21 protein-coding genes are annotated in these 24393 nt (G+C 73.0%); 9 read left to right on the forward strand and 12 right to left on the reverse strand.

Annotated elements, in window-relative coordinates; genetic code table 11:
• The first annotated feature begins 11 nt into the window (after positions 1-11).
• Together AB0B97_RS17750 and AB0B97_RS17755 are read left to right on the forward strand one after the other, a co-directional pair.
• Positions 12-1028 (forward strand): GNAT family N-acetyltransferase, encoded by a 1017-nt coding sequence (locus AB0B97_RS17750; protein WP_357494966.1) that lies wholly within the window; start codon positions 12-14, stop codon positions 1026-1028.
• Between the two features lie 92 nt (positions 1029-1120).
• A complete protein-coding gene (locus tag AB0B97_RS17755) occupies positions 1121-4399 on the forward strand; it encodes a lamin tail domain-containing protein (protein ID WP_357494659.1) in 3279 nt (1092 codons plus the stop codon).
• Between the two features lie 57 nt (positions 4400-4456).
• Here AB0B97_RS17755 and AB0B97_RS17760 read toward each other — a convergent pair whose 3' ends face one another.
• Complete coding sequence (locus AB0B97_RS17760) at positions 4457-4960, reverse strand: helix-turn-helix transcriptional regulator (protein ID WP_234582383.1); 504 nt, start codon at positions 4958-4960, stop codon at positions 4457-4459.
• A 413-nt stretch (positions 4961-5373) separates the two neighbouring features.
• Entirely contained in the window at positions 5374-5721 is a 348-nt protein-coding gene (locus AB0B97_RS17765) for a MerR family transcriptional regulator (protein WP_234582382.1), read from the reverse strand.
• A gap of 57 nt (positions 5722-5778) precedes the next feature.
• Here AB0B97_RS17765 and AB0B97_RS17770 point away from each other — a divergent pair, with 57 nt between their 5' ends.
• The gene (locus AB0B97_RS17770) at positions 5779-6354 is read left to right on the forward strand and encodes an NAD(P)H-dependent oxidoreductase (protein WP_234582381.1); all 576 of its coding nucleotides are present in this window, start codon (positions 5779-5781) and stop codon (positions 6352-6354) included.
• Between the two features lie 9 nt (positions 6355-6363).
• Entirely contained in the window at positions 6364-7890 is a 1527-nt protein-coding gene (locus AB0B97_RS17775) for a DHA2 family efflux MFS transporter permease subunit (RefSeq protein ID WP_357494662.1), read from the forward strand.
• Here the strand turns inward: AB0B97_RS17775 and hemB are convergent.
• The 5 genes from hemB to AB0B97_RS17800 are packed head-to-tail and all read right to left on the reverse strand — an operon-like array spanning position 7841 to position 13532.
• Positions 7841-8824, reverse strand: a complete 984-nt coding sequence (hemB, locus tag AB0B97_RS17780; protein WP_357494664.1) for a porphobilinogen synthase — start codon at positions 8822-8824, stop codon at positions 7841-7843. The two genes, AB0B97_RS17775 and hemB, sit on opposite strands and share 50 nt — an antisense overlap.
• A gap of 22 nt (positions 8825-8846) precedes the next feature.
• Entirely contained in the window at positions 8847-10427 is a 1581-nt protein-coding gene (locus tag AB0B97_RS17785; protein WP_357494666.1) for a uroporphyrinogen-III synthase, read from the reverse strand.
• Positions 10424-11392 carry a hydroxymethylbilane synthase gene (gene hemC, locus AB0B97_RS17790; RefSeq protein ID WP_234582377.1) on the reverse strand — a complete coding sequence of 323 codons (969 nt, stop codon included), beginning with the start codon at positions 11390-11392 and terminating at the stop codon, positions 10424-10426. The genes AB0B97_RS17785 and hemC overlap by 4 nt, the downstream gene beginning before the upstream one ends.
• The gene (locus AB0B97_RS17795; RefSeq protein ID WP_234582376.1) at positions 11389-12765 is read right to left on the reverse strand and encodes a glutamyl-tRNA reductase; all 1377 of its coding nucleotides are present in this window, start codon (positions 12763-12765) and stop codon (positions 11389-11391) included. The genes hemC and AB0B97_RS17795 overlap by 4 nt, the downstream gene beginning before the upstream one ends.
• Positions 12762-13532 (reverse strand): redox-sensing transcriptional repressor Rex, encoded by a 771-nt coding sequence (locus AB0B97_RS17800; protein ID WP_234582375.1) that lies wholly within the window; start codon positions 13530-13532, stop codon positions 12762-12764. Before AB0B97_RS17800 ends, AB0B97_RS17795 begins: the two co-directional genes overlap by 4 nt.
• 386 nt (positions 13533-13918) lie before the next feature.
• On the opposite strand from AB0B97_RS17800, the gene AB0B97_RS17805 reads away from it, so the two are divergent.
• Both AB0B97_RS17805 and AB0B97_RS17810 read left to right on the forward strand, forming a co-directional pair.
• Positions 13919-15214, forward strand: coding sequence for a sensor histidine kinase (locus AB0B97_RS17805; RefSeq protein WP_357494669.1), 1296 nt, complete (start codon positions 13919-13921; stop codon positions 15212-15214).
• 40 nt (positions 15215-15254) lie between these two features.
• Positions 15255-15908 (forward strand): response regulator transcription factor, encoded by a 654-nt coding sequence (locus tag AB0B97_RS17810; RefSeq protein WP_357494671.1) that lies wholly within the window; start codon positions 15255-15257, stop codon positions 15906-15908.
• Here AB0B97_RS17810 and AB0B97_RS17815 read toward each other — a convergent pair.
• From AB0B97_RS17815 to AB0B97_RS17825, 3 genes are read right to left on the reverse strand one after another with little or no spacing between them, the layout of a single operon-like run.
• On the reverse strand, positions 15889-16554 hold the full coding sequence (locus AB0B97_RS17815; RefSeq protein ID WP_357494673.1) for an HAD hydrolase-like protein: 666 nt from the start codon (positions 16552-16554) through the stop codon (positions 15889-15891). The genes AB0B97_RS17810 and AB0B97_RS17815 overlap by 20 nt on opposite strands.
• Before the next feature lie 20 nt (positions 16555-16574).
• Positions 16575-16829 (reverse strand): glutaredoxin family protein, encoded by a 255-nt coding sequence (locus tag AB0B97_RS17820; protein WP_234582371.1) that lies wholly within the window; start codon positions 16827-16829, stop codon positions 16575-16577.
• Entirely contained in the window at positions 16819-18426 is a 1608-nt protein-coding gene (locus AB0B97_RS17825) for an AMP-binding protein (RefSeq protein WP_357494675.1), read from the reverse strand. Before AB0B97_RS17825 ends, AB0B97_RS17820 begins: the two co-directional genes overlap by 11 nt.
• 575 nt (positions 18427-19001) lie before the next feature.
• Between AB0B97_RS17825 and AB0B97_RS17830 the strand changes: the two genes are divergently transcribed.
• From AB0B97_RS17830 to AB0B97_RS17840, 3 genes are all read left to right on the forward strand, one after another.
• A complete protein-coding gene (locus AB0B97_RS17830; protein WP_357494677.1) occupies positions 19002-19958 on the forward strand; it encodes an ECF subfamily RNA polymerase sigma factor, BldN family in 957 nt (318 codons plus the stop codon).
• Between the two features lie 281 nt (positions 19959-20239).
• Positions 20240-21127 (forward strand): DUF5667 domain-containing protein, encoded by an 888-nt coding sequence (locus AB0B97_RS17835; RefSeq protein ID WP_234582368.1) that lies wholly within the window; start codon positions 20240-20242, stop codon positions 21125-21127.
• Positions 21128-21261: 134 nt separating this feature from the next.
• Positions 21262-22137 (forward strand): HAD-IB family hydrolase, encoded by an 876-nt coding sequence (locus AB0B97_RS17840; RefSeq protein ID WP_357494679.1) that lies wholly within the window; start codon positions 21262-21264, stop codon positions 22135-22137.
• 1 nt (position 22138) lies between these two features.
• Here AB0B97_RS17840 and AB0B97_RS17845 read toward each other — a convergent pair whose 3' ends face one another.
• Positions 22139-22948 (reverse strand): lysophospholipid acyltransferase family protein, encoded by an 810-nt coding sequence (locus AB0B97_RS17845; RefSeq protein WP_255786582.1) that lies wholly within the window; start codon positions 22946-22948, stop codon positions 22139-22141.
• Between the two features lie 329 nt (positions 22949-23277).
• A complete protein-coding gene (locus tag AB0B97_RS17850; protein ID WP_357494681.1) occupies positions 23278-24351 on the reverse strand; it encodes an NAD-dependent epimerase/dehydratase family protein in 1074 nt (357 codons plus the stop codon).
• Between the last annotated feature and the right edge of the window lie 42 nt (positions 24352-24393).

The raw sequence follows: 24393 nt of genomic DNA on the forward strand, positions 1-24393 counted from the left end.
CTAGACGGGTGATGGTGCGCGAGTGGGACCCCAGGACCGCGTCGTCCGCCGAGATCGCGTCGCTGCTGACAACGCTGAACGCGGTGCTGGCGGCCGATCTGCCGCAGGACCCGCCGTGGCGGGAGACCTCCCTGCGGGAGTATCTCGGCGAGGTGATGCCCGGTGAGCGGCGGATCTCCTGGCTCGCTCAGGCCGAGCCGACCGCTCCCGGTGAGACGGGCGCCGTCCTCGGGCAGGTCCACGTGCTGCTCCTCGGCGACATCGGGGTGCTCGAGGTGCTGGTGCATCCCTCCGTCCGACGCAACGGCCTCGGCCGCGAGCTGGTGCTGCGCGCCGCCCGCCGCGTCTACCAGGAGGGTTTCCAGTCGATCGGGGTCGAGGTGGTCGGCGACACGCCGGCGGTGGGCTTCTACGAGTCGCTCGGCTTCACCCGGGAGTACGTGGAGACGCGCAGCGTTCTCGACCTGACCTCGGTGGACTGGGCCGAGCTGGCCGAGATGGCCACCGGGATCGGCGCGGGCTACCACCTGGAGTTCTACCCCGGTGGGCCACCGGACGACCTGATCGAGTCGTACGCGCGGGCCAAGGCCGAGGTGCGCGACGTCGACGACGGCGAGCTGCGTCCCAGCTCGTATGACCCGGAGCGGTTGCGGGACAGCCTGGACACCCTGCACCGGCGGGGCATGAAGCCGTACATCGTCCTGGCCCGGCACGAGCAGAGTGGTGAGGTGGCCGGCCTGACCGAGGTCGTGGTGCCGGCGCAGCACCCGACCCGCGCCGACCAGTACGACACGATCGTCGCGCAGGACCACCGGGGTTACGGCATCGACCGGGCGATCAAGGCGCGGATGCTGCTGGAACTGCGTTCCGCCGAGCCGGAGCTGGCCGAGGTGCAGACCTGGAACGCCCAGGCCAACGAGGCGATGCTCAAGGTCAACGCGGAGCTGGGCTACCGGCCCGACCGGGACTGGTGCGAATACAGCGTCGACGTCGCCGAGCTGGTGCACCGCATCGACCCGCCGCGCTGAGGAATTCACGAAACTGTCCGGTGGGGGATGGACGATGGACGGTTACGCACCTTAACGTGCGTTGACTCCCATCCACCCATCGTGGAGGCCCTATGCGCCCGCGCCGCACGACAGCCGCGCTCGCGATCGCCACCGCCGCAGTGACCGTCACGGCTCTCGGCGTCACACCCACCGCGGCCAGCGCCGCGCCCACCGACCTGTTCATCTCGGAGTACGTCGAAGGCTCGTCGAACAACAAGGCGATCGAGCTGTTCAACGGCACCGGCGCCGCCGTCGACCTCACCGCGGGCGGCTACCAGCTCCAGCTCTACTTCAACGGCTCCACCACCCCGACGAGCATCGCGCTGGCCGGGACCGTGGCCGCCGGGGACGCGTTCGTGTTCGCCAGCGCCTCGGCCGGGGCGGCCATCCTCGCCCAGGCCGACCAGACCACCGGCGCGAGCCTGTTCAACGGCGACGACGCGATAGTGCTGCGCCGGGGCGTTACGGTGCTCGACTCGATCGGCCAGGTGGGCGTCGACCCGGGCGCCGAGTGGGGCACAGGCGCGACCAGTACGGCGGACAACACGCTGCGCCGGCTGCCCACGGTGACGTCGGGCGACACCGACCCGTCGGACGCGTTCGACCCGGCCGCGCAGTGGACCGGTCTGCCCGTCGACACCTTCGACGGGCTCGGCTCGCACACCGTGGACGGCGGCGGCCCGGTCGATGCGCCGGCCACACTGACCTGTGGTGGGCCGCTGGTCACCGCCGCCGGGACGGCCGCGAGCCGCGAGGTGACCGCCGCCGACCCCGACGACACGATCGTCGACCTGGCGGTGACCGCGATCAGCCCGAGCCCCGCCTCCGGCTCGATCACCCGTACCGCGTTCACCCCGGCCGATCAGGTGGGCGGCACCGCCCGCGCCACGATCAGCGCGAGCGCCGACCTCACCGCCGGGGCGTACACCGTCACCGTGACCACTACCGACGCGGGCGGTGGCACCGCCACCTGCGCGCTGGCCGTGCAGGTCACCCGGGAGCTGACCGTCGGCGAGGTGCAGGGTCCGACCACCGACGCCGAGTCCGGCCCCGCCGACCGGTCACCGCTCGCACCGGCGAGCGGCAACGGCACCAGCAGCACGATGTACGACGTCCGGGGCGTGATCACCCAGTTGACGCTCGCCCGGACGGCGGCCGGTGCGGAGCAGAACGGGTTCTTCCTGCAGAGCCGCAGCGGTGACACCGACGGTGACCCGACGAGCTCCGACGGCGTCTTCGTGTTCATGGGCACGTTCACCTCGCTGATCGGCGGCTACGTGCCGACGGTCGGCGACGAGGTGGTGCTCCGGGCCCGCGTGTCGGAGTACTACAACCTCACCCAGCTCTCCGGCGCGTCGCTGGTCCGCCGGATCGCCACCGGCCTGGACGTGGACACGACTGTCGCGGTGACCGACGCGGTGCCACCGGTCGAGCTGACCGAGGCGCAGCGCTGGTGGGAGCGGCACGAGGGCGCCCGGCTGCGCGTACGCGCGGGCAGCGGCGCGGTGAGTGGTCGGGATGTCTTCTCGTCCACGGCGGACGCGGAGCTGTGGGTCGTCGACCGGGACGACCCGCTGCTCGACCGCGCCGACCCGTACGCCCGACGCGTCTTTCGGGACTCCCACCCGCTGGACAACGACCCGAGCCGCCGCTTTGACGACGGCAACGGTCAGCGCGTGCTGCTCGGCAGCATGGGCGTGAAGGGCACCGCCGGGGACAGCACCGCGCTGCTCCCGCCGGCGCACACCTTCGACACCCTGCGCGCGGACGCGGTGGGCGGCGTCTACTACTCGTTCGAGAAGTACGGCGTGCAGGTCGAGCGGGCCGAGTTCGACGCCGGGGCCGACCCGTCGAAGAACAACCCGCCGAAGCCGGCCGACCGTTCCCAGGAGGTAGCGGTCGCCACGTACAACGTGGAGAACCTGTACGACTACCGCGACGACCCGTTCGACGGCTGCGACTTCGCCGGCAACTCCGGCTGCCCGGGCGTCAGCCCGCCGTTCGACTACGTGCCGAGCAGCGAGGCGGACTACCGGGAGCACCTGACGTCGCTCGCCGACCAGATCGTCTCCGATCTGCACGCGCCGGATCTGATCCTGGTGCAGGAGGCCGAGGACCAGGACATCTGCACGGTCTCCGGTGCGGCGCTGGCCTGCGGCGACACCAACAACGCCGACGGTGCTCCGGACAGCATCCAGGAGTTGGCGCTCGCGGTGGCGTCGGCCGGCGGGCCGGCGTACGCCGCGACCTATGACCGGACCGGCGCGGACGCCCGCGGTATCACCGCCGCGTTCCTGTACCGCACGGACCGGCTGTCGTTGGCGGCGGCGACGGCGAACGACCCGCTGCTCGGCTCGGCACCGACCGTCCAGTACCGGGCCCCCGGACTGCCGGGCAACGCCGACGTGCAGAACCCGAAGGCCCTCAACGCGGTACTGCCGGCCGATGTGGACACCTCCACCGGCAAGGACGGCAACAACGTCTTCACCCGGGCACCCCAGCTGGGCAAGTTCACGGTCGCCGCGGCGCCCGGTGCGGCCGAGCGGTTCACCCTGTACGCGCTGAGCAACCACTACTCCTCCGGCCCGGACGGCCGGATCGGGCAGCGGCGGGAGCAGGCGACCTACGGCGCGGCGATCGTCACCGCGATCGAGGCGTCCGATCGGAGCGCCCGGGTGGTCTACGGCGGCGACCTGAACGTCTTCCCCCGCCCGGACGATCCCATCGCCACCGCCGCGCAGCCGACGCCGTCGGACCAGCTCGCCCCGCTCTACGAGGCCGGCCTGCACAACCTGTGGGACACCCTCGTCGCGCAGGTGCCCGCGTCGGCCTACTCGTACAGCTTCGAGGGGCAGGCGCAGACGCTCGACCACCTGTTCGTCAACGACGCGCTCTACGGTGACCTGGTGCAGGTGCGGGCGGCGCACGTCAACGCCGACTGGCCGGCGGAGTTCACTGGTGACGGGTCACGGGGCTCCAGCGACCACGACCCGCAGGTGGCCCGTTTCCGGTCCCGGGCGTCGTTGACCGTCGCCGACACGTCGGTGGTCGAGGGCGACCAGGGCACCCGTCAGCTCACCTTCACGGCGACCGTGTCCCGCCCGCTGTCCCAGCCGGTGCTGCTCTGCGCCGCGACCGTCGGCCTCACGGCGCAGGCGGGCTCGGACTTCGAGCCGTACGCCGGCTGCAAGGTGCTGGCCGCCGGTGACACCTCGGTGGCTTTCCCGGTCACCGTGCGGGGTGACCGGCGGCGCGAGTCGGACGAGAAGTTGACCCTGCTGGTGGCCGGGGTGCCCGGCCTGCGGCTGGCCGACCCCCTGGCGACCGGCACGATCACCAACGACGACTGAACGACGGCACTGACGGCCCACCCTCCGGTTTCCCCGGAGGGTGGGCCGTTCGCGGTGTCAGTAGTATTCATCGATGATCGGGGGCGGTGGCAGGTGCCGATGCTGCGCGACCCGCACCTCCCACTGGCTGCGTCGGCGCCGCGCCTCGCGGTCCGCCGAGCTGCGGTGGTAGGTCTCCGGTGGCCGTGCCAGGCCGTAGATGTCCCCCCACCACTCCCCCGGCTCAGGATCGAGGATCGTATCGAGGTGGGCGGGGTAGCGGCGTCCGGCGCCGTCGTGAACGTCGTCGCGGTCGACCATCGGTTGAATCACCCGGCCCTCCTGGTCCACCACCACCAGATAGAGCCCGGCCGCGCCGAGTAGGCGCTCCAGCACCGCCAGACTCGGTATCAGGCTGCCGGCCTCGACCTTGCCCACGGTCGACGGTGAGACCTTGGCGAAGCGGGCCATCTGGCGTTGCCCCAACCCCTTCATCCGACGGGCTCGCCGGACCAGGCCGGTGATGGGAAACCGCCCGACGGTCGGGCCGGGTGGCGAAGGAGGAACGAGTGCGGAGGCCATCCGACAACCATTCTCGGCCGAGACCTGCCTCTCAACCCCTGTGGATAACCCTGTGGAAAGCTGGCCGGCTCAGGGACTCGCCGCACCCCGCACGCATCCTTTGCTCTGCTTCAACGGAGGCGACAGTGGGAGGCTCTCAGTGTTGCCTCCGCTGAAGCAGAGCAAAGGACCTCAAGGTGGGCCGTGGGCCGTGGGCCTTGCCGTGGGGCCGTGGGCCGTGGGCCTTGCCGTGGGCGGTGGGCCGTGGGCCTTGCCGTGGGCCTTGGGCCCGTGCCGGTGAGCTGCTCGCCGCCGTCATCCGGATGGCCGTGGTTGACCAGCCGGGGCACCTGCCCTGATCGTCAGGGCGCGCGGACGACGATCAGCGGACTGCGGACTGCGGACTGCGGACTGCGGACTGCGGACGGTCGAGGTCAGAGGTCGCAGAGGCGGCGGCCGGAGCCGATGTCGTCCAGTGCCGCGTGCAGGTCGCGGATGCGCCGCTCGGCCTCGGCGGTCAGCCGATCGTGCAGGCCCTGCCAGTCGGCCAGTTGGGGGTCGGGTGGCAGGGCCGCGAGCAGGTCGCGGATCTCGTTGACGGTCAGGCCGACGCGCTGGGCCACCCGCGCCACCCTGATCCGGCAGGCCGCGTCGGCGTCGAAGCGCCGCTGGTTGCCGCCGGTGCGGGCAGCCGTGATCAGGCCCTGCCGCTCGTAGAACCGCACGGCGGAACCGCTGACCCCGCTGTCGCGGGCCACCTCGCCGACCGTCAACGTGCCCATCGCCACTCCCCCGCCGCCATTGACTTCACCATTAGTTCAAGTCCTAGCGTCCGAGTCATGACTACGCAAGAGGACACCGCACCGCCGACCGTCGCCGTGCTCGTCGGGAGCGTCCGGCAACCTCGGGTGGGCCGCTCGATCGCCGACTGGTTCGTCGCCCACGGGAGCCGCCGTACGGACCTCGACCTGGACCTCGTGGACCTCGCCGAGGTGGCGCTGCCCTTCGCCGACACCCCTCCCGGGGGCAATTCGGCCAGCCCGATCAGTGCCCGGTTGGCTGCCGCCGACGCGTTCGTCGTGGTGACACCCGAGTACAACCACAGCTTCCCGGCCGCCCTGAAGAACGCCATCGACTGGCACTACCGGGAGTGGGCCCGCAAGCCGGTGGCCTTCGTGTCGTACGGCGCGGGCTCCGGCGGCATCCGCGCGGTCGAGCAGCTCCGGCTGGTCTTCGCCGAGGTGCAGGCCGCCACGACCCGCTCCGGGGTGGTGCTCCGGGCTCCCTGGGAGCGACTCGACGTCGCCGGTCGGCTGGTCGACGACGAGCCGCTGCGGCAGGCTGCCGACGCCACGCTGAGCGAGCTGGCCTGGTGGGCCGAGGCGCTGCGCGCCGCCCGCCAGGTCCGGCCCTGAGCCGCCGACATGGATGCGTCCGCGCGACGGCTCGGCTGGTACCTGACCCTGGGTGGTCTGCTCGCGGTGATCGACACCACGGTCACCGTGGTGGCCCTGCCGAGACTGGTCGACGACTTCGACACCGACCTCACCACGATCGGCTGGGTCACCAGCGGCTATGCGCTCGCCCTGGTCGCGGTGATGCCCACCGCCGCCTGGGCGATCGGCCGCTTCGGCGCCCGCCGCACCTACCTGACCGCGCTGCTGCTGTTCACCCTCGGCTCCGTGCTGGCCGGTGCCGCCTGGAGCGTCGGGTCGCTCATCGCGTTCCGGGTGCTCCAGGGGCTCGGCGGCGGACTGCTCAACCCGGTCGGGATGGCCGTCGCGCTCGCCGCGGTGCCGCCGGGGCGGCGCGGACGGATGATGAGCCTGCTCGGCCTTCCGGTGCTGGTCGGGCCCCTGATCGGGCCGGTGCTGGGTGGGCTGCTGCTCGATCACGCGTCCTGGCGGTGGATCTTCTGGATCAACCTGCCGGTGGGACTGTTGGCGATGGTGCTCGGCCGGTCGGTACTGCCGGTCGCCGACCCGCGACGAGCACCGGTCCGGCTGGACGTCCTCGGGCTGCTGCTGCTCTGCCCCGGTCTGGCACTGGCGGTGTACGGGCTCAGCGTCACCGGCGAGCGGGGCGGGGTCGTCACCGCGTCCGTGCTGCTGCCGCTCGTGCTCGGCGCGACGCTGGTGGTCACCTTCGCCTGGCGGGCCGGCCGGGTACGGCAGCCGCTGCTGCGCCTGGCCGTGCTGCGCGCGCCGGGGATGACCCCCGGCGCGGCGACTGTGGCGTTCTTCGCCGCCGGATACTTCGGCTCGTTCCTGATCATCCCGGCCTACGTGCAGGTGGTACGCGGTGACTCGGCCACCCTGGCCGGGGTGATCGGCATCCCGCAGGCGCTGACCACCGGTCTGATGCTCCAGGTCGCGACCCGGCTCGTCGATCGCGTCTCGGCGCGGCGGGTCGTCGGGCTCGGCATCGCCACCGCGGTGGCCGGCACTGTGGCCCGGGTGCTGGTGCTCGACGCCGACACGTCGTACCCGCTGCTGGCCACGCTGGGTGCGGTCATCGGCCTGGGCATGGGTGCGACCCTGATGCCGACGATGACAGCGGCCAGCCGGTCGCTTCCGCCCGACGACCTGCCGTCCGGCTCCACGCTGCTCACCACCGTGTCGCACACCTCGGTCGCGGCCGGCACGGCACTGATCGCCGCCGCCCTGTCCTGGCTGGCGGACCGGCTCGCCCCGAGCCTGGGCGGCGGGGGCATCACGGCAGCCAACCGGCTCGGCCCGGCCAGCCGGCTCGACCTCGCGCCGGAACTGGCGCAGGCCACCCGGCTCGCGCTTGCGGTGTCGGCCGTGCTGTTGGCGCTCGCCTGGCTGACCAGCCGGAGGCTCCCGGCCGCCGTCGCGGGCGCCGACGAGGTGGCCACCCCGACGGGACCCCCGGACCCGGTCAGTAGCGCTGGCGGAGCAGACCGGCGGCTTCGACCGCCCAGTAGGTGAGGATGATCTGCGCGCCGGCCCGCTTGATCGAGGTGAGCGTCTCCAGCATGACCCGCTCCCGGTCGATCCAGCCGTTCGCGGCGGCTGCCTCGACCATCGCGTACTCCCCGGAGACCTGGTAGGCGGCGACCGGGACGTCCACCGCGGCCCGCACCGCCGACACCACGTCGAGGTAGGGCAGCGCCGGCTTGACCATCACCAGGTCGGCGCCCTCGGCGACGTCGAGCGCCACCTCGCGCAGCGACTCGCGCAGGTTGGCCGGATCCTGCTGGTAGGTGCGCCGGTCGCCCTCCAGCGCGGACTCCACCGCCTCCCGGAACGGGCCGTAGAACGCCGAGGCGTACTTCGCGGCGTACGCCAGCACCGCCACATCCTGGTGGCCGGCGGCGTCGAGCGCCCGGCGGGCCACGCCGACCTGGCCGTCCATCATCCCGGACGGCCCGACCATGTGCACCCCGGCTTCGGCCTGGGCAACAGCCATCTTGGCGTACGCGGCCAGGGTCGCGTCGTTGTCCACCTCACCGTCCGCGGTGAGCACGCCGCAGTGCCCGTGCGAGGTGAACTCGTCCAGGCACAGGTCGCTCATCACGACAGTGCTGTCGCCCACCTCGGACACCACGTCGCGGATGGCGACGTTCAGGATGCCGTTCGGGTCGAGGCCACCGGACCCGGTCGGGTCACGCTGCTCCGGCACCCCGAAGAGCATGATCCCGCCGGCGCCGGCCTGGACCGCCTCGGTGGCCGCCTTGCGCAGGGAGTCCCGGGAGTGCTGAAGCACCCCCGGGAGCGACCCGATTGCGCGCGGCTCGGTCAGCCCTTCCTTGACGAACATCGGCACGACCAGCTCGGCCGGGTCGACCCTGGTCTCGGACACCAGCCGGCGGATCGCCGGGGTGCGGCGCAGGCGGCGGGGCCGGATCTCGGGGTACGACATGAAAGGGCCCTCCTGGAGACGACTACCGGAAGCGGAGGGCGGTCGGCCCCTGCACCTTCGAGCCACGGCGCTGCTTGGCCGGCATGGCGGCCAGCTTCTCGCGCAACTCGACGGCGTAGGCGGCGAGCGCCTCCACCAGGTCGGGCACCGAGGCGTGCGGTGGCTGGACGTCGACCCGAAGGCCGAACTCCGTCGCGGTCTCCGCCGTCTTGGGCCCAATCACGGCAACAACCGTCCGCGCGTGCGGCTTCCCGGCGATGCCGACCAGGTTCCGCACAGTGGAAGAAGACGTGAAGAGGACCGCGTCGAACCCGCCCGACTTGATCGCGTCGCGGATCTCGGCGGGCGGCGGCGCGGCCCGCACCGTCCGGTACGCGGTCACGTCGTCGACCTCCCAGCCGCGCTCGGTGAGCCCGGCGGCGAGCGTCTCGGTGGCGATGTCGGCGCGCGGCAGCAGCACCCGACCGACCGGGTCGAGGATCTCGTCGTGCGGCGAGAACTCGGCAAGCAGCCCCTCGGAGGACTGCTCCCCGGCGGGGATCAGCTCCGGCTGGATGCCGAACGCGCGGACCGCGTCAGCGGTCGCCTCGCCGATGCAGGCGATCTTGACGCCGCCGAAGTGCCGGGCGTCCAGGCCGTGCTCGGCGAACTTCTCCCAGACCGCGCGGACCGCGTTCACCGAGGTGAAGATCACCCAGGCGTACCGGCCGTCGACCAGGCCCTTGACGGCCCGCTCCATCTGGGCCGGGGTGCGCGGCGGCTCGACAGCGATGGTCGGCACCTCGCACGGGATCGCCCCGTACGCCCGCAGCCGGGCGCTCATCGCGCCGGCCTGCTCCTTGGTGCGGGGCACCAACACCTTCCAGCCGTACAGCGGGCGGTTCTCCCACCAGCTCATCTTGTCGCGCTGGCCCACACCCGCGCCGATGGTGAGCACCACCCGGCCGGTGAAGCCGAGCGCGGCGGCCACGAAGCTGTCCACGGTCGACGTGGTCGTGTACTGGGTCTCGCCGGTGCCGTCGCCGGTCACCCCGACGCCTGTGGTGCCGTCGACCCCGGCGGCCAGCAGGCCGTCCCGGACGGCGGCGAGGTCACCGGCGTCCACCGCGAGCGCGAGCGAACCCCGGCCGACGGCCGCGGCCAGCGCCTCGAAGTCCAGCGTGCTGACGTCCTCGACGTCGGCGGCGGTACGCACACCCGGCAGCGGGACCCCCGCGTAGGTGGCGACGCCCTCTGCCTGGCCGACACCCGGCACCACCTCGAAGTGGGCGGCGGTGCGGGCCACCGCCTGCACCTCCTTGACCACCGAGTCGTGGCCGAACGGGTCACCGGCAACCAGGTGCACCGCGTTCAGCCCGGACCGGGCGGCGGAGATCAGCACCTTCGCCACGTCCCCCGGCGCACCTTCGGCCGGGGTGAACTCGGCGTCCTCTCTGGCCTCGGCGCGGACGACGGCGAGCAGCGACTCGGGGACTCCCCGGTCGTAGATCACCTGGTCGGCGTCGACCAGGGCGTCGTGCGCCCGACGGGTCAGCAGGCCCGGGTCACCGGGGCCAGCCCCGACGAACGCGATACGGCCGACGGGCTTACGGGTGCGGGTCATTCTGTGCTCCCAAATTGCTGGGTCCCCGGGCCGGTGTGTCCTTCGTGGCCGAGGATCGAGTCGGCGCCGAGTTCGAGGAGTTCGGCGGCGAGTGCCTTACCGATCTCCGCAGCGTCGGCGGGCGTTCCGGTGCGGGACAGCCGGAGGTCACGAGTGCCGTCCGGGCTGATCACCGCCCCGCGCAGGTAGATCTCATCGCCGGCGTCACCTTCGGCGAGTTCCGCATAGGCGGCGACGGGTGCGCTGCACCCGGCCTCCAGGGTTGCCAGCAACGCGCGCTCCGCGGTGACCGCGGCGCGCGACGGTGCGTGGTCGAGCGTCCCGAGCAGCTCGACCAGTTCCTGGTCGTCGACCCGGCACTCCACGGCCAGCGCGCCCTGGGCGGGCGCGGGCAGCATGAGCATCGGGTCGAGCGTCTCGGTGATCGCGTCGGTCCGGCCGATCCGGGCCAGTCCGGCCCGGGCCAGCACGATCGCGTCGAGGTCGGCCTCGGGGCCGAGCACCCGCGCCAGGCGGGTGTCGATGTTGCCGCGGATCGGGGTGACCTCCAGTTGCAGCCCGAGGGCGTGCAGCTGGGCGATGCGGCGCAGTGCGCCGGTGCCAACTGTGGCGCCGGGCGGCAGCTCGGCGAGCGTCCGCCCGCCCTGGGCGATCAGCGCGTCGCGCGGGTCCTGTCGGGCCGGCACGGCGGCGATGTGCAGCCCGGCGGCGCCGGCCGTGGGCAGGTCCTTGTAGGAGTGCACGGCGAAGTCGATCGTCCGGGCGGTCAGCGCGTCCCGCAGCGCGGAGACGAACACCCCGACGCCGAGCCGGTGCACCGGAGCGCTGGAGCGGTCGCCGGCGGTGACCACCTCGACGAGCTCGACCGGGCGGCCGGTGGCGGCGGTCAACGCCTCGGCGACGTGGCCGGACTGGGCCATCGCCAGGGCGCTGCCCCGGGTGCCGAGGCGCAGGGGGGCGGTCATCGCGCACCTCCGGTGGGCGGGATCTGCTCGGTGGCGTCGGTGCCGGTCACCGGGGCGTTGGTGGGGGTCAGCACGTCGGGGACGGTGTCCACCGGCGAGGTCTGCGGCACCTGGAGGTCGAACAGCTCGCGCAGCAGAGCCGCGTACTGGTCGCCACCGGGCTCGGCCGCGAGCTGGCGGACCTTGACGGTGGGCTGGTGCAGCAGCCGCTGCACCACGCGGTGCACCGTACGGGCCACCTCGGCCCGCAGGTCGTCGCCGAGGTCGGGACGGCGCTGGGCCAGCCGACGCAGCTCAGCGGTGACGACGTCGTCGGCACGCCCGCGCAGCGCCGCCACGGTGGGCGCCACGTCGGCGCCGCGCAGCCAGGTGAGGAAGCCCTCCACCTCGCCGAGCACGATCCGCTCGACGGCGGCGGCGTCCGCCGCGGCCGGACCGTCGGCGAGCAGCGTCGCCATCCGGTCGATGTCGATCACCTCGACGCCGGGCAGGTCGGCGACGCCCTCCTCGACATCGCGCGGGACGGCCAGGTCGAGCAGGACCAGCGGGCCCCGCGCGGGGCTCCGCTCGGCGAGCGCGGCACCGACCACCGCGCGGGTGAGGACCGGTTCAGTGGACGCGGTGGCGGCCACTACGATGTCCACTGTGGAGAGCGTGGCGGCCAGCTCGGTCATCGGCGCGGCGTCCGCCCCGTACGACTCGGCGAGCCGGACGGCCCGGTCGATGCCCCGGTTGGTGACCGTGAGCGGCCCGGCGCCCTGCCGGGACAGCGTGGCCACCCCGAGCGACCCCATCGCGCCGGCCCCGATCACCAGGGCCGGGTGGCCGGCGAGGTTGCCGTCGAGGTGCCCGGCGGCCAGCTCAAGCGCGGCGGTGACGACGCTCTGGCCGGCCCGGTCGATGCCGGTCTCGGCGTGGGCCCGCTTGCCGACGCGCAGCGCCTGCTGCATCAGCTCGTGCAGCAGGCGGCCGGCCGAGTCGGCCCCGGTGGCCCAGTGGTACGCGTCACGCAGCTGGCCGAGGATCTGCGCTTCGCCCACGACCATCGAGTCCAGTCCGCTGGCGACCCGGAAGACGTGGTCCACGGCGGCGGTGTCGTAGTGCACGTAGAGGTGGCTGGCGAGCGCCGCCGGCGAGCTGTCGGCCTGCTCGGCCAGGACGGCGCAGATGTCACCGAGCCCGCCGTGGAATCCGGACACGGCGGCGTAGACCTCCACCCGGTTGCAGGTGGAGACGAGCACCGCCTCGCTCACGTACGGCTGGGCGACCAGGCGGTCCAGGGTGCGGGTGAGGTCGGCGGGGGGCACGGCCAGCTGCTCCAGCGTGGCGACCGGGGCGGTCCGGTAGGACGCGCCGACGACGAGCAGTTTCACGTGCCGATCGCCTCCTGGGTGTCGGTGGCCGCGAGCCCGCCGGGCAGGGCCGTGAGAGCGGACCCGCCGGTGGCGGGCAGCGCGGTCAGCGACGCCTTGCGGTGCTCGTGGAAGGACAGAATCTGCAGCTCGATGGCGAGGTCGACCTTGCGCACGTCGACCCCCTCCGGAACAGAGAGTACGCACGGCGCGAAGTTGAGGATGCTCGTCACGCCGACCGCGACCAGCTGATCGGCGACCCGCTGGGCTGCAGCGGCCGGAGTGGCGATCACGCCGATCGCGATGGATTCCTCCGTGGCGACCGCCGGCAACTCGTCGACATGCCGGACAACCAGGCCGTTGATCTCTTCGCCGACCCGGGAGGGATCGGCGTCCAGCAGTGCGGCGATCCGGAAGCCGCGGCTGGCGAAGCCGTCGTAGCCGGCCAGAGCGTGACCGAGATTACCCACGCCGACCAGGGCGACAGCGCGACGCTGAGTGAGCCCGAGCACGTACTCGATCTGCTCGATCAGCAACGCGACGTCGTAGCCGACGCCACGGGTGCCGTACGAGCCGAGGTGGGAGAGGTCCTTGCGGAGCTTGGCGGAGTTGACCCCGGCGGCGGCCGAGAGACCCTCGCTGGAGATCGTCTCGTGCCCGGCGTCGGCGAGGTTGTGCAGCGCGCGCAGGTATTCCGGGAGCCGAGCGACGGTCGCCTCGGGAAGATCCGGGAGCGCCGGTACGGCACCGGCGCGGCCGGGCGCACCTGGGTGACGGTGCTGACTCATGAGACTCCGTGCGGTGCGATCCTCGGCCAACTCCGCTGGTCGGCCGCTTATGGACTCCCGCTGGCGACCGAGGTTGCCGGCTGTGCTAGCAGGGCGCGTCGGAACTACAGAGTAGGCGCTTGTGAAGACGTGCACAAATCGCGATCTTGTCGCTCCGGGACGCGACCCCACCAGCCCCTCCATTCCACAAGATCGATTGAGCGGCCCTGCGCGCCCGCCACCCCTGGCGATTATTGCTCAATCCCGACTTCTCTGACCAATCCCGCGTCGGCCGGTCCCGGCGGTGGTAGGGCCTGGTCACAGGGGCGGCGGTAGGGACAGCACTACGGGGGAGAGGCGGGGCTTCGGGATGGGGACGCCGAGCCCCCATGCCTAGCCTTTGGGCTATGACCGCCGTTGCCGCCAGCGACCATCCGACGCTGGCACCGAGCATCCCCCGCCAGCTCTTCGTCGACTCCGGGTACGTGCTGCTCGGCCTCCCCCTCGCGGTGGCCAGCTTCGTCGTCCTCCTCGCGGGCCTCGTGGCCGGTGTCGGCCTGGTGGTCACCGTGATCGGCCTGCCGATCCTCAGCGGCACCCTGTACGCGGCCCGGGGGCTTGCCGACATTGAACGACTGCGGCTGCCCGCCGTGCTGGGACAACCCCGGATCCGGCCGCACTACCGGATGCCGGAGGCGGGCGCGAACGCCTGGCGGCGGATCTTCCTGCCGATGCGCGACGCCCAGTCCTGGCTCGATCTGGCACACGGCATCCTGCGGATGATCGTGGCGCTGGTCACCTTCGTGCTGGCGGTGGCCTGGTGGATCGCCGCAGCCGCCGGCTCCCTCTACTGGGTGTACGACTGGACGCTGCCGCACGGCGCGGACGACAGCGACCTGGCCCAACTGCTCGGCCTGGGCGACTCGACCACGGCCCGGATCGGGGTGACCACCGCGATCGGGGTGTTCTTCCTGATCACGCTGCCGATCGTGGTCCGGGGCTGCGCGCTGCTCCAGGCCAGCTTCGCCAAGGCCCTGCTGACCGGGGTGGCCGAGATGCGGGACCGGATCACCGTGCTGGAGGAGCAGAAGCGGGCCGCCGTGTCCGCCGAGGCGTCCGCGCTGCGCCGGCTCGAACGCGACATCCACGACGGCCCCCAGCAGCGCCTCGTCCGGCTCGCGATGGACCTCAGCCGGGCCCGGATGCAGCTCGCCTCCGACCCGGAGGCCGCCGGGCGGACCATCGACGAGGCGGTGACCCAGACCCGGGAGACGCTGGCCGAGCTGCGGGCGCTGTCCCGGGGCATCGCCCCGCCGATCCTGGTCGACAGGGGCCTGCCCAGCGCCCTGGCCGCGCTCGCCGGGCGCGGGCTCATCCCGATCGAGCTTCAGGTGGACCGGCAGCTCGGCACGCCGGGCGGACGGCTCGATCCGGCGGTGGAGAACACCGCGTACTTCGTGGTGGCCGAGGCGTTGACCAACATCGCCAAGCACAGCCGGGCCACCGAGGCAGTGGTCGCCGTGACCCGCCAGGACACCCAGCTCCAGGTGCGGGTGGGCGACGACGGGCAGGGCGGCGCCCACATCGCCAAGGGCCACGGGCTGGCCGGCATCGCCGACCGGGTCCGGGCGGCAGGCGGGGAGCTGGCGGTGGTGAGCCCGAGCGGCGGGCCCACCGAGATCCGTGCGGAGCTTCCGCTGTGAACCAACGGGAACGGGGCCGGACGTGGTAGACACCACAGCCATGCGCATCGTGATCGCGGACGACGCCGTCCTGCTCCGGGAGGGGCTGGTGCGGCTGCTGACCGAGAGCGGACACCAGGTGGTGGCCGCCGTCGGGGACGGCGACGCGCTGGTCGAGGCGGTGGTGGAGCACCGGCCGGACGTGTCGATCGTCGACGTCCGGATGCCGCCGTCGCACACCGACGAGGGTCTGCGGGCGGCGGTGGAGGCACGCCGGCTGGTGCCGCGTACGCCGATCCTGGTGCTCTCCCAGTACGTCGAGGTCTCGTACGCCGATGATCTGCTGGCCACCACCGGCGGCGCCGGCGGTGGTATCGGCTACCTGCTCAAGGACCGGGTCGCCGCGATCGACGAGTTCCTGGACGCGCTGCGCAGGGTGGCGGCCGGCGGCACGGTGCTCGACCCGGACGTGGTCGGCCAGCTCTTCGCCCGACGCCGCCGCGACGACCCGCTCAGTGAGCTGACCCCCCGCGAGCGCGAGGTGCTCGCCCTGATGGCCGAGGGCCGGTCGAACACGGCCATCGCCCGCGCCCTGGTGGTCAGCGACGGCGCGGTGGAGAAGCACGTGCGCAACATCTTCACCAAGCTCACGCTCCCGCCGGACACCGAGCAGCACCGGCGGGTGCTGGCCGTCCTCACCTACCTGCGGAACTGACCTCCCGGGCGGCCAGGGCCACCGCGTCGGTGAGGGTGTCGGCGACCGGGTGGCCGGAGGCGCGCAGCCGGGCCGGGTCGGTGAAGCCGCCGGTGTAGAGCACCGCCCGGCCGCCCACCGCGAGGGCCGCGTCCGCGTCGTCGATGGAGTCGCCGATCAGCACCACCGCGCTGCCGTCCACGCCCAGCTCGGCCAGGTGCCGCTGAAGCGACTCGGCCTTGCGGTCGCCGCCGACAGTGGCCCGCAGGCCGTCGACGCGGGTGAAGTGGCCGGTCAGGCCGTAGGTGTGCACGGTGGGCACCAGCTCCTCGTGGAACCACATGGACAGCAGACTCTGACTGCCCTCCCAGGCGGCCATCGCGGACTGCGCGTCGGCCGCCAGCTCGCAGGTCGTCAGGCCGCTGCGGTACGCGTCGTGGAAGATCCGGTCGAGGCGACCGAACGCGTCGTCGTCGACAGCCTGACCGAGCACCTCGGCGTAGTAGTCGGCGATCGGCCGGCGGAACCGCGTCCGGTGCTCGTCGAGGGTGACCGTCGGCCCGCCCACACTGGCGAACGCGGCGTTGGTGGCGGCCACCACCAGGCTGAGGTCGTTGAGCAGGGTGCCGTTCCAGTCCCAGACCAGGTGGGAGCGCGCAGGGGTCATCACAGCACCATAGGTGCCACTCAGAGCTGCGGGGTGGTCAGGTCCCGCAGCAGCCGGTCCTCCTCCACCCGCCAGTAGCCGTGCTCCTTGCCGTCGAGCAGCACCACCGGCAGGCGGTCGCCGTACTCCCGTTCCAGCCCCTCGTCGCCGGTGACGTCCCACTCGACCCACTTGTCGCCGGTCACCGCGACCACCCGGTCGAGCGCCGCCTTGGCGTCGTCGCACAGGTGGCAGCCGGGTCGGGTGATCAGGGCGAGTCGGGCGTCACTGGCCATCGGTTACCTCCGTGCGGTCGGTCGGCGTCGCCGACCGGAGCTGGGTCTTGCGTACCTTGCCGATCGCCGAGTGCGGCAGGGTGTCGACGAACTCGACAGCGGTCGGGCACTTGAACCGGGCCAGGTTGCGCGCGCAGTGGGCGAGCAACTCCTCGCTGGTCACCGGTCGGCCCTGCACCGGCACCACGTACGCCCGCACAGTCTCGCCGGTCCGCGGGTGCGGCACACCCAGTACCGCCGACTCGACCACCCCGGGGTGCCCGGCGAGCACCAGCTCGACCTCGTGGGGATACACGTTGAACCCGTTGACCAGGATCAACTCCCCGAGCCGGTCGACCAGGAAGAGGTCACCGTCGGAGTCGGCGTACGCGATGTCGCCGGTGCCCCACCAGCCGTCGTCGTCCGGGCCGTCGCGGCCGTCGGGCCAGTAGCCGTCGAAGAGATTGGGCCCGCGAACGACGATCTGCCCCGGGTCGGTGCCCGGGGCGACGTCGGAGATGTCCAGCTCGTCCGGGTCGTCGTCGGGGACCGCCTGGCCGTCGCGCCACAGGTCCTCCCCGGTCGCGCCGACCAGGCGCAGCTGCAGGCCGGGCAGCGGCCGGCCGATCGAGCCGGGCTTGACCACCGGACCGACCAGGGTGGAGGTGAGCACCGGCGCGGTCTCGGTGAGGCCGTACCCGACGTGCACCTGCTGGCCGGTGGCCTCGGTGAAGCGGGCCGCGACAGCGGGCTCCAGCGGCGCCGCGCCGCACACCGCCACCCGCACCGACGCGGTCGCCGCGCGGACCGCGTCGGCGCCGGCCCAGGCCAGGAACATCGACGGTACGCCGACCAGCACGCTGACCCGGTGCCGCGCGATCTCGGCGAGCCCCGCCGTGGGCCCCGGCTCGTCGAGCAGCACGCCGGTGGCGCCGTGGTGGACGACGGCGCCGAGCACCGAGTTGAGCCCGTACGCGTGGAACAGCGGCAACCCGAGCAGAACAGTGTCCGTCGGCCCGACGACCGGCGGCTCGATCTCCGCGACCTGTTCGTGGTTGGCCAGCAGCGCACGGTGGGAGAGCATCGCGCCCTTCGGACGGCCCTCGGTGCCGGACGTGTAGAGCAGTACGGCCAGGTCGTCGCCGCCTCGGCGCGGGCGGGGGCGTGGATCGGGCAACTCGGCGGTCGGCGGCGTGTCGTGCACGGCGGTGAGCGCGGGCAGGTCGGCGGCCACCTCGGCGACCAGGCGGCGGACCCGCTCGGTGCCGATGAGCAGCGACGCGCCCGAGTCGGCCAGTACGTGCCGCAGCTCCGGGGCGGTGAAGCCGGGGTTGACCGGGACGGCGACCAGACCGGCCCGCAGCGCCCCGAGCCAGCCGATCACGAAGTCGGGGGTGTTGTGCAGCGCGATCGCGACCCGCGGCGGCGTGCCACCCGGGTCGGTGGCCGGCGCGGCGGCGGCCAGGCCGTGCGCGGCGGCGGTCACGGCGGCGTCCAGTTCGGACCAGGTGACGCGCCCGTCCCGCCAGTACAGCGCGGGCCGGTCACCGTTGTCGAGAGCCGCCCGCTGGACCCGGTCGGCGAGGTTCGGCGCGGGGTCTGCCGAGAAGTCCTGCACGGTGGTCGAGTCTGGCACAGCGGCGATCGACAGGCCACGCCCGACGGTCGGGCCCCCAGGATCGCCGAGCGTCCCGTCAACGGGACACTCACCGTGCCGTCGATGCTCCGATCGAGTCCGGCCGATGGGACGGGCGACGGGTCGGACGGATGCCTCGACCCGGCCCACGCGGCGACCGGCCGGGGCGGCGCAGCCGACCGGCCACATTGCCCCCGACCTGGGGATCCACCCAGGACCACCGGCCCGGGCCAAAGTCAAACGCACACGACGGACAACCGGTCCGCCATCGGTGCGACACAGCGGGAAATACTTCCGCCCTGTGTAACGGACTTGCCACGCGCGGGTGACGTTGGCCCTATTATCACTCGGGTCGGCTCACCCCATTTGCCGTGAGTCGACACCCCTCAGCCCGAGGAGGCCCCCGTGCCTGTGAGCGCATTGGACCAGCACCTCAAGGGGAACTGCCGCCCGTCGGCACACCCCGGAACCGTCCTGCCCGACCGGTTGCCCGGTCGGTCCGCACCAACGACCCGTAAACCGGCCCGGCCGGCTACCAGCGGGACGGGGGCGGCGCGGTGACCACCTTCGGATACGCGGAACGCCCGGTCGGCCTGACTGGCCAGACGCCCCGCTCCCCGCTCAACGAACGACAGGCGGCCCGCGCGCCGCTGGGCGACCCGCACGCCGCGATGCGCGGCGACAACGCGGCCCAGCGGACCCGCAACCGCCCGCACACCAACGAGCCACCACCGAGACCGGCGGCCCCGGGTGCCAACGCGATGCCGACCGGTGGCCGTGTCGCCGCACCAGCCCGACCGACAATGCCCTCGCAGGGCCGTCGGGTCGGCGACGCGCCGGCGGCGGCCACCGATCCGACGGCTGGCGAGACGGCGGTGATCCCGGCGGTCCCGGCCGCCGCCACCTCGACCACCCCGACCGGTTTCCCCAGCCGCCCGGACCCGTCCGACCCGGCCACCGAGGTCTGGACCCTGGTCGAGCGGGCGCAGGCTGGCGAGTCCGAGGCGTTCGGCCTGATCTACGACAGGTACGTCGACACCGTCTTCCGGTTCGTCTACTTCCGGGTCGGCAACCGCCAGCTCGCCGAGGACCTCACCTCGGACACGTTCCTGCGCGCTCTCAAGCGGATCGGCAGCTTCACCTGGCAGGGCCGCGATCTCGGCGCCTGGCTGGTGACGATCGCCCGCAACCTGGTCGCGGACCACTTCAAGTCCGGCCGGTACCGCCTGGAGGTCACCACCGGCGACGTGCTCGACGCCGACCGCGAGGACCGGGGCCCGGAGGGCAGCCCGGAAGCCGCGGTGGTCGAACACATCACCAACGTCGCCCTGCTCACCGCCGTCAAGCAGCTCAACCCGGAGCAGCAGGAGTGCATCGTGCTCCGGTTCCTCCAGGGCTTCTCGGTCGCCGAGACCGCCCGCGCGATGGGCAAGAACGAGGGTGCCATCAAGGCCCTGCAGTACCGGGCCGTTCGCGCGCTGGCACGGCTGCTGCCCGACGGCTTCCAGCCGTGATTCTCGGCGGCGGGGCCGACCGGCGTCGATCAATGTCTCAGCAGCTCAGGGCTGCCGAGACCCGGTGATGGCGATCACTTTCTGTGATTTCGGCCCCGCCAGGCCCGTAACCCGTGCCCGGTCCGCCGCGTTTCTCCGGGTGCGACCGGTGGTTGTCCCGGCAGGCCCGGGGCACCGAGGTCCGACCGGCACGCCGGACGGCACCTCACCTCCGTGGTGTCACTTTGCCGCCCGGTCGCTGGCAACGATGGCGGCCGACCGGCCGTGACCAGCGAGAGGAGGTGCCTGCGGTGGACGACATCCTCTTCTCCCGCCGGCGTGCCGAGCGCTTCGCGCAGCTTCTCGACGAGGCCAACGGCGGCCGGCGGCACCACGTGCGGTCCCGAGTGGACAGCCAACTGGCTCCGCTCGTCGCAGTGGGCCAGCGACTCAGCGTCGATCCCCCCACCGCCGAGGTGAACCCCGACTTCCGCACCGGCCTGCGAGCGATGCTGCTCGCCACCGCCGAGCGCGAGGGGATGGGCACCCCGCCGGCGACCACCGAGCCGGCTGCCCCACGGGCTGCGGCGACGAGCCGCGGCTCCCTGCTGCCCGCCGTCACCGCCCGGCGGGCCCGCGCCCGGGGCGCGATCCTGGTCGGCATCGCCGCCGGCGCCATCGCCGTCTCCGGGATCTCCGCCGCCAGCGAGAACGCCGTTCCCGGCGACGCGCTGTACGGCATGAAGCGCTCCACCGAGCGGGCCCAGCTCGCCCTGGCCAGCTCGGACATCAGCCGCGGCCAACTGTTCCTGGACTTCGCCCGGACCAGACTCGGCGAGGCAGCCGAGCTGCGCGGCGACCGCATCGGCTACAGCGCCGTCCTCGACGACATGGACGCCGACACCCGGCAGGGCATTCGCCTGCTCACCGCCGCCGCAGTGCAGCGGGCCGAGCCGGCCAGCCTGGACACCGTCAACACGTTCGTCGCCAGCCAGCGCCGGGCGGTGACCAACCTGCTCGACGGCGCCAGCCGGGCCGACCGCGAACGGACCCGGAGGTCGCTGGCCCTGCTGGACAGCATCCGTGAGCGCTCGGACTCGGTACGCGCGGCGATCGCCTGCGGCCTGCCGGCACCGACCGGCAGCGACGCGCTCGGGCCCACCCCGACCACCTGCCCCGGCGAGCGCTGACCCGCCAGCCCCGGCACCGCCATACCGCACGTCCGACCGGCCGGGCCACAGTTCCCTGTGGTCCGGCCGGTCGACCGTGCGCTCCGGCTACCCTCGCTGGAGGCATCAGTCGTACCTGGTCAGGAGGGAGTCCCGTGGCGCGCAGCCGTAAGGTGACGGTCAGCACCGACGCCGACGGTCACACCGCCGGGTGGGCGGAGACCGCGCTGGCGCCGGTGACCCCACCCGCACCGGACCCGGGTGCCGCCGCGTTCTTCGACGTCGACAACACGATGATGCAGGGCGCGTCGATCTACTGGTTCGCCCGCGGGCTCGCCGCCCGGAACTACTTCACGACCGCCGACCTGGCCCGCTTCGCCTGGCAGCAGCTCCGGTTCCGGCTGCTCGCCCGCGAGCACGCCGGGGACATGTCCCAGGCGAAGGAGGCCGCGCTCGCCTTCGTCGAGGGGTGGCGGGTGGACGACGTGGAGCGCCTCTCGGAGGAGATCTTCGACGAGCTGATGGCACCCCGGATCTGGGCCGGCACCCGGCAGCTCGCCCAACGCCACCTGGACGCCGGCCAGCGCGTGTGGCTGGTCAGCGCCGCCCCGGTGGAGATCGGCCGGGTGATCGCCACCCGCCTTGGCCTGACGGGCGCGATCGGCACGGTGGCCGAGGTGCGGGCCGGGGCGTACACCGGGCGGTTGGTGGGCGATCTCATGCACGGGCCGGCGAAGGCCGAGGCGGTCACCCAGCTCGCCGCCGTGGAAGGGCTCGACCTGAGCCGCTGCGCGGCCTACAGCGACTCGGCCAACGACCTGCCGCTGCTCAGCTCGGTGGGCCGGGCGGTCGCGGTAAACCCCGACGGCACCCTGCTGCGGCAGGCCCGGCAGCACGGCTGGGAGGTGCGGGACTTCCGCACCGGCCGCCGAGCCGTCAAGATCGCCGTACCGTCGACGGCGGCAGCCGGCCTGGTCGCCGGCGCGGTCACCGCCGGCCTGGCGTTGCAGCGCCGCCGTCGCGCCGGCTGACTCAGGGGCCGAAGGGGTCGGGTCGCCGTTCCAGCAGCGAGTGCAGGGTCTGCTGGATGGTCTCGCGCACCTGGTCGGCGAGGTTGAAGACCACCAGCGGATCGTCCGCCGAGTCGGTCAGGTGCGCGGTGGGGATCGGCGGGCAGAACTGGATCAGCCACTTGCTGGGCAACGGCACCATGCCGAGCGGCCCGAGCCAGGGGAAGGTCGGCGTGACCGGGAAATACGGCAGCTTCAGCAGCCGCGCGAGGGGCTTGATGTCGGCGAGCATCGGGTAGATCTCCTCGCCGCCGACGATGGCGACCGGAACGATTGGCGTGCCGGTGCGCAGCGCCGCCGAGACGAAGCCGCCCCGGCCGAACCGTTGCAGCTTGTAGCGGTCGGCGTAGAGCTTGCCGATGCCCTTGAACCCCTCGGGGAACACACCGACCAGGTCACCGCCGCCGAGCAGCCGCTCGGCGTCCGGGTTGCAGGCCACCGTGCCGCCGGTCTTGCGGGCGATCTCCGACACCACAGGCATGCGGAAGACCAGGTCGGCGCCGAGCAGGCGCAGGTAGCGGTGGGCGGGGTGCTTGTCGTGCAACGCCGCCGAGAGGATCAGCGCGTCCAGGGCCACGGTGCCGGAGTGGTTGCCGACCACCAGGGCGGGCCCGTCGACGGGGACGTGCTCGACCCCGCTGACCTCGGTTCGGAACCAGTCCCGGTAGAGCAGCCGCAGCAGCGGGTGGAAGACCGCGTCGGTCAGCTCCGGGTCGAACCCGAACTCGTCGACCTCGTAGTCGCCGGCCAGCCGCCGCCGCAGGAACGCCAGCCCGTTCGCGACCCTGCGGTCCCACTGGTCGCCAGGCCGATCCGGAACCGCCGAACCGGTGCCGCCCGCCCCGCCTCCGGTGGGCGCGACGCCCCCGCTCGCCGGCTCGTCGGTCGCGGTGTCGACCTCGTCGCCGGCAGGGCTGTCGCTCGGCGTCGCCGGGTCGTCGGTCGCCGGGTCGACCTCGTCGCCAGGCGTCCCGGCCGGCGCGAGTCGACTCGTCGGCCGGTGACCGTTGCGCCGCGCCGGCTCCGCGTCCGGCACGGGCGGCCCCGGCGGTACGTCGAACGGCCCCATGCCCGCCGGCTCGCGGCCCTGCGCCGGCCCGGTCATGACCGCTCCCGCACCGCGGCACGGACCTGCCGGATGCCGTCCAGGACCAACTGCTCGGCGGCGGCCAACTGACCCCGGCTGAGGACCGCCCCACCGTGGTGGGCGCGGATGAAGTCGTCGAACGCGGCGGCGGTGGAGCGGGGTGTGAAGCCGTACTCCTGCTCAAGGCGCGTGGTGTCGACGACCCGCCCGTGCACGAAAAGATCGACCTGGTCCAGGCCGTAGCGGCCGAACCCCATGGTGCGGGCCAGCGCCGCGGCGCCCGAGAGCCCTGGCTCCAGCACCGGCACGGCCACCCGACCGGCCCGCCGGATCGCCTGGGACAGCGACAGCACCCCCGGACCGGCGACGTTGTAGGTGCCCGGGTGATCCTCCACGATCGACCGGTGCAGCACCTCCAACGCGTCGTCGAAGTGCAGGAACTGCAGTCGGGGATCGCGGCCGAAGACGGTTGGCACGAACGGCTGCGCGAAGTAGCGCGTCAACGTCGTGTCGGCTGTCGAACCGATGAACGGAGCGAAGCGCAGCACCGTCGCGGTCACGTCGGGCCGGCGGCGGCGGAAGCCGCGAACGTACCCCTCGACGTCGAGGATGTCGCGGCCGAAACCGCCGCGTGGCACCTCGCGCGGCTCGGTCTCCTCGGTGAACACCGCCGGATCGCGGAACGACACCCCGTACGCGGCGGTCGACGACCGGACCACGAGCTTGCGCAGACGGGGCGCCCGTTGGCAGGCGGCGAGCAGTTGCATGGTGCCGATGACGTTCTGGTCCTTCATGGCCGACCGGCCGCCGTGCTGCTGGTCGGGGGCGCTGACCAACGCGAGGTGGACCACCGCGTCGACGTCCAGGTCGGCGAGGAGCCCGCCGAGCGACCCCGGGTCGACGCGAATCCGCTCGACCCGGTCCAGCAGGTCGGTGAACTCGGCGCCCGGCTCCGGGGCGTCCACGCCGATGACCCGCTCGATGCGGGGGTCGGCGGCCAGCCGGGCCGCCACGTGCGCGCCCAGGTACCTACCGACCCCGGTGACGACGACGACCCCCGGAGCACCTGAAGTGCTTCCGGGGGTCATCTGACGCACCTACGCCGACAGGAGGGACCGAGCCGGGACGAC

Source organism: Micromonospora sp. NPDC049004, from assembly GCF_040649315.1.
In the GTDB taxonomy this organism is placed as follows: domain Bacteria; phylum Actinomycetota; class Actinomycetes; order Mycobacteriales; family Micromonosporaceae; genus Micromonospora.

What these genes read in the sequence shown, in the direction of transcription:
- AB0B97_RS17770 (WP_234582381.1), top strand. Translation starts at nt 5,779, where the DNA reads ATGACTACGCAAGAGGACACCGCACCGCCGACCGTCGCCGTGCTCGTC.
- AB0B97_RS17785 (WP_357494666.1), bottom strand. Translation starts at nt 10,427, where the DNA reads ATGACCCGCACCCGTAAGCCCGTCGGCCGTATCGCGTTCGTCGGGGCT.
- AB0B97_RS17810 (WP_357494671.1), top strand. Translation starts at nt 15,255, where the DNA reads ATGCGCATCGTGATCGCGGACGACGCCGTCCTGCTCCGGGAGGGGCTG.
- AB0B97_RS17815 (WP_357494673.1), bottom strand. Translation starts at nt 16,554, where the DNA reads ATGACCCCTGCGCGCTCCCACCTGGTCTGGGACTGGAACGGCACCCTG.
- AB0B97_RS17850 (WP_357494681.1), bottom strand. Translation starts at nt 24,351, where the DNA reads ATGACCCCCGGAAGCACTTCAGGTGCTCCGGGGGTCGTCGTCGTCACC.
- AB0B97_RS17750 (WP_357494966.1), top strand. Translation starts at nt 12, where the DNA reads ATGGTGCGCGAGTGGGACCCCAGGACCGCGTCGTCCGCCGAGATCGCG.
- hemC (WP_234582377.1), bottom strand. Translation starts at nt 11,392, where the DNA reads ATGACCGCCCCCCTGCGCCTCGGCACCCGGGGCAGCGCCCTGGCGATG.
- AB0B97_RS17765 (WP_234582382.1), bottom strand. Translation starts at nt 5,721, where the DNA reads ATGGGCACGTTGACGGTCGGCGAGGTGGCCCGCGACAGCGGGGTCAGC.
- AB0B97_RS17755 (WP_357494659.1), top strand. Translation starts at nt 1,121, where the DNA reads ATGCGCCCGCGCCGCACGACAGCCGCGCTCGCGATCGCCACCGCCGCA.
- AB0B97_RS17820 (WP_234582371.1), bottom strand. Translation starts at nt 16,829, where the DNA reads ATGGCCAGTGACGCCCGACTCGCCCTGATCACCCGACCCGGCTGCCAC.
- AB0B97_RS17760 (WP_234582383.1), bottom strand. Translation starts at nt 4,960, where the DNA reads ATGGCCTCCGCACTCGTTCCTCCTTCGCCACCCGGCCCGACCGTCGGG.
- AB0B97_RS17775 (WP_357494662.1), top strand. Translation starts at nt 6,364, where the DNA reads ATGGATGCGTCCGCGCGACGGCTCGGCTGGTACCTGACCCTGGGTGGT.
- AB0B97_RS17800 (WP_234582375.1), bottom strand. Translation starts at nt 13,532, where the DNA reads ATGAGTCAGCACCGTCACCCAGGTGCGCCCGGCCGCGCCGGTGCCGTA.
- hemB (WP_357494664.1), bottom strand. Translation starts at nt 8,824, where the DNA reads ATGTCGTACCCCGAGATCCGGCCCCGCCGCCTGCGCCGCACCCCGGCG.
- AB0B97_RS17805 (WP_357494669.1), top strand. Translation starts at nt 13,919, where the DNA reads ATGACCGCCGTTGCCGCCAGCGACCATCCGACGCTGGCACCGAGCATC.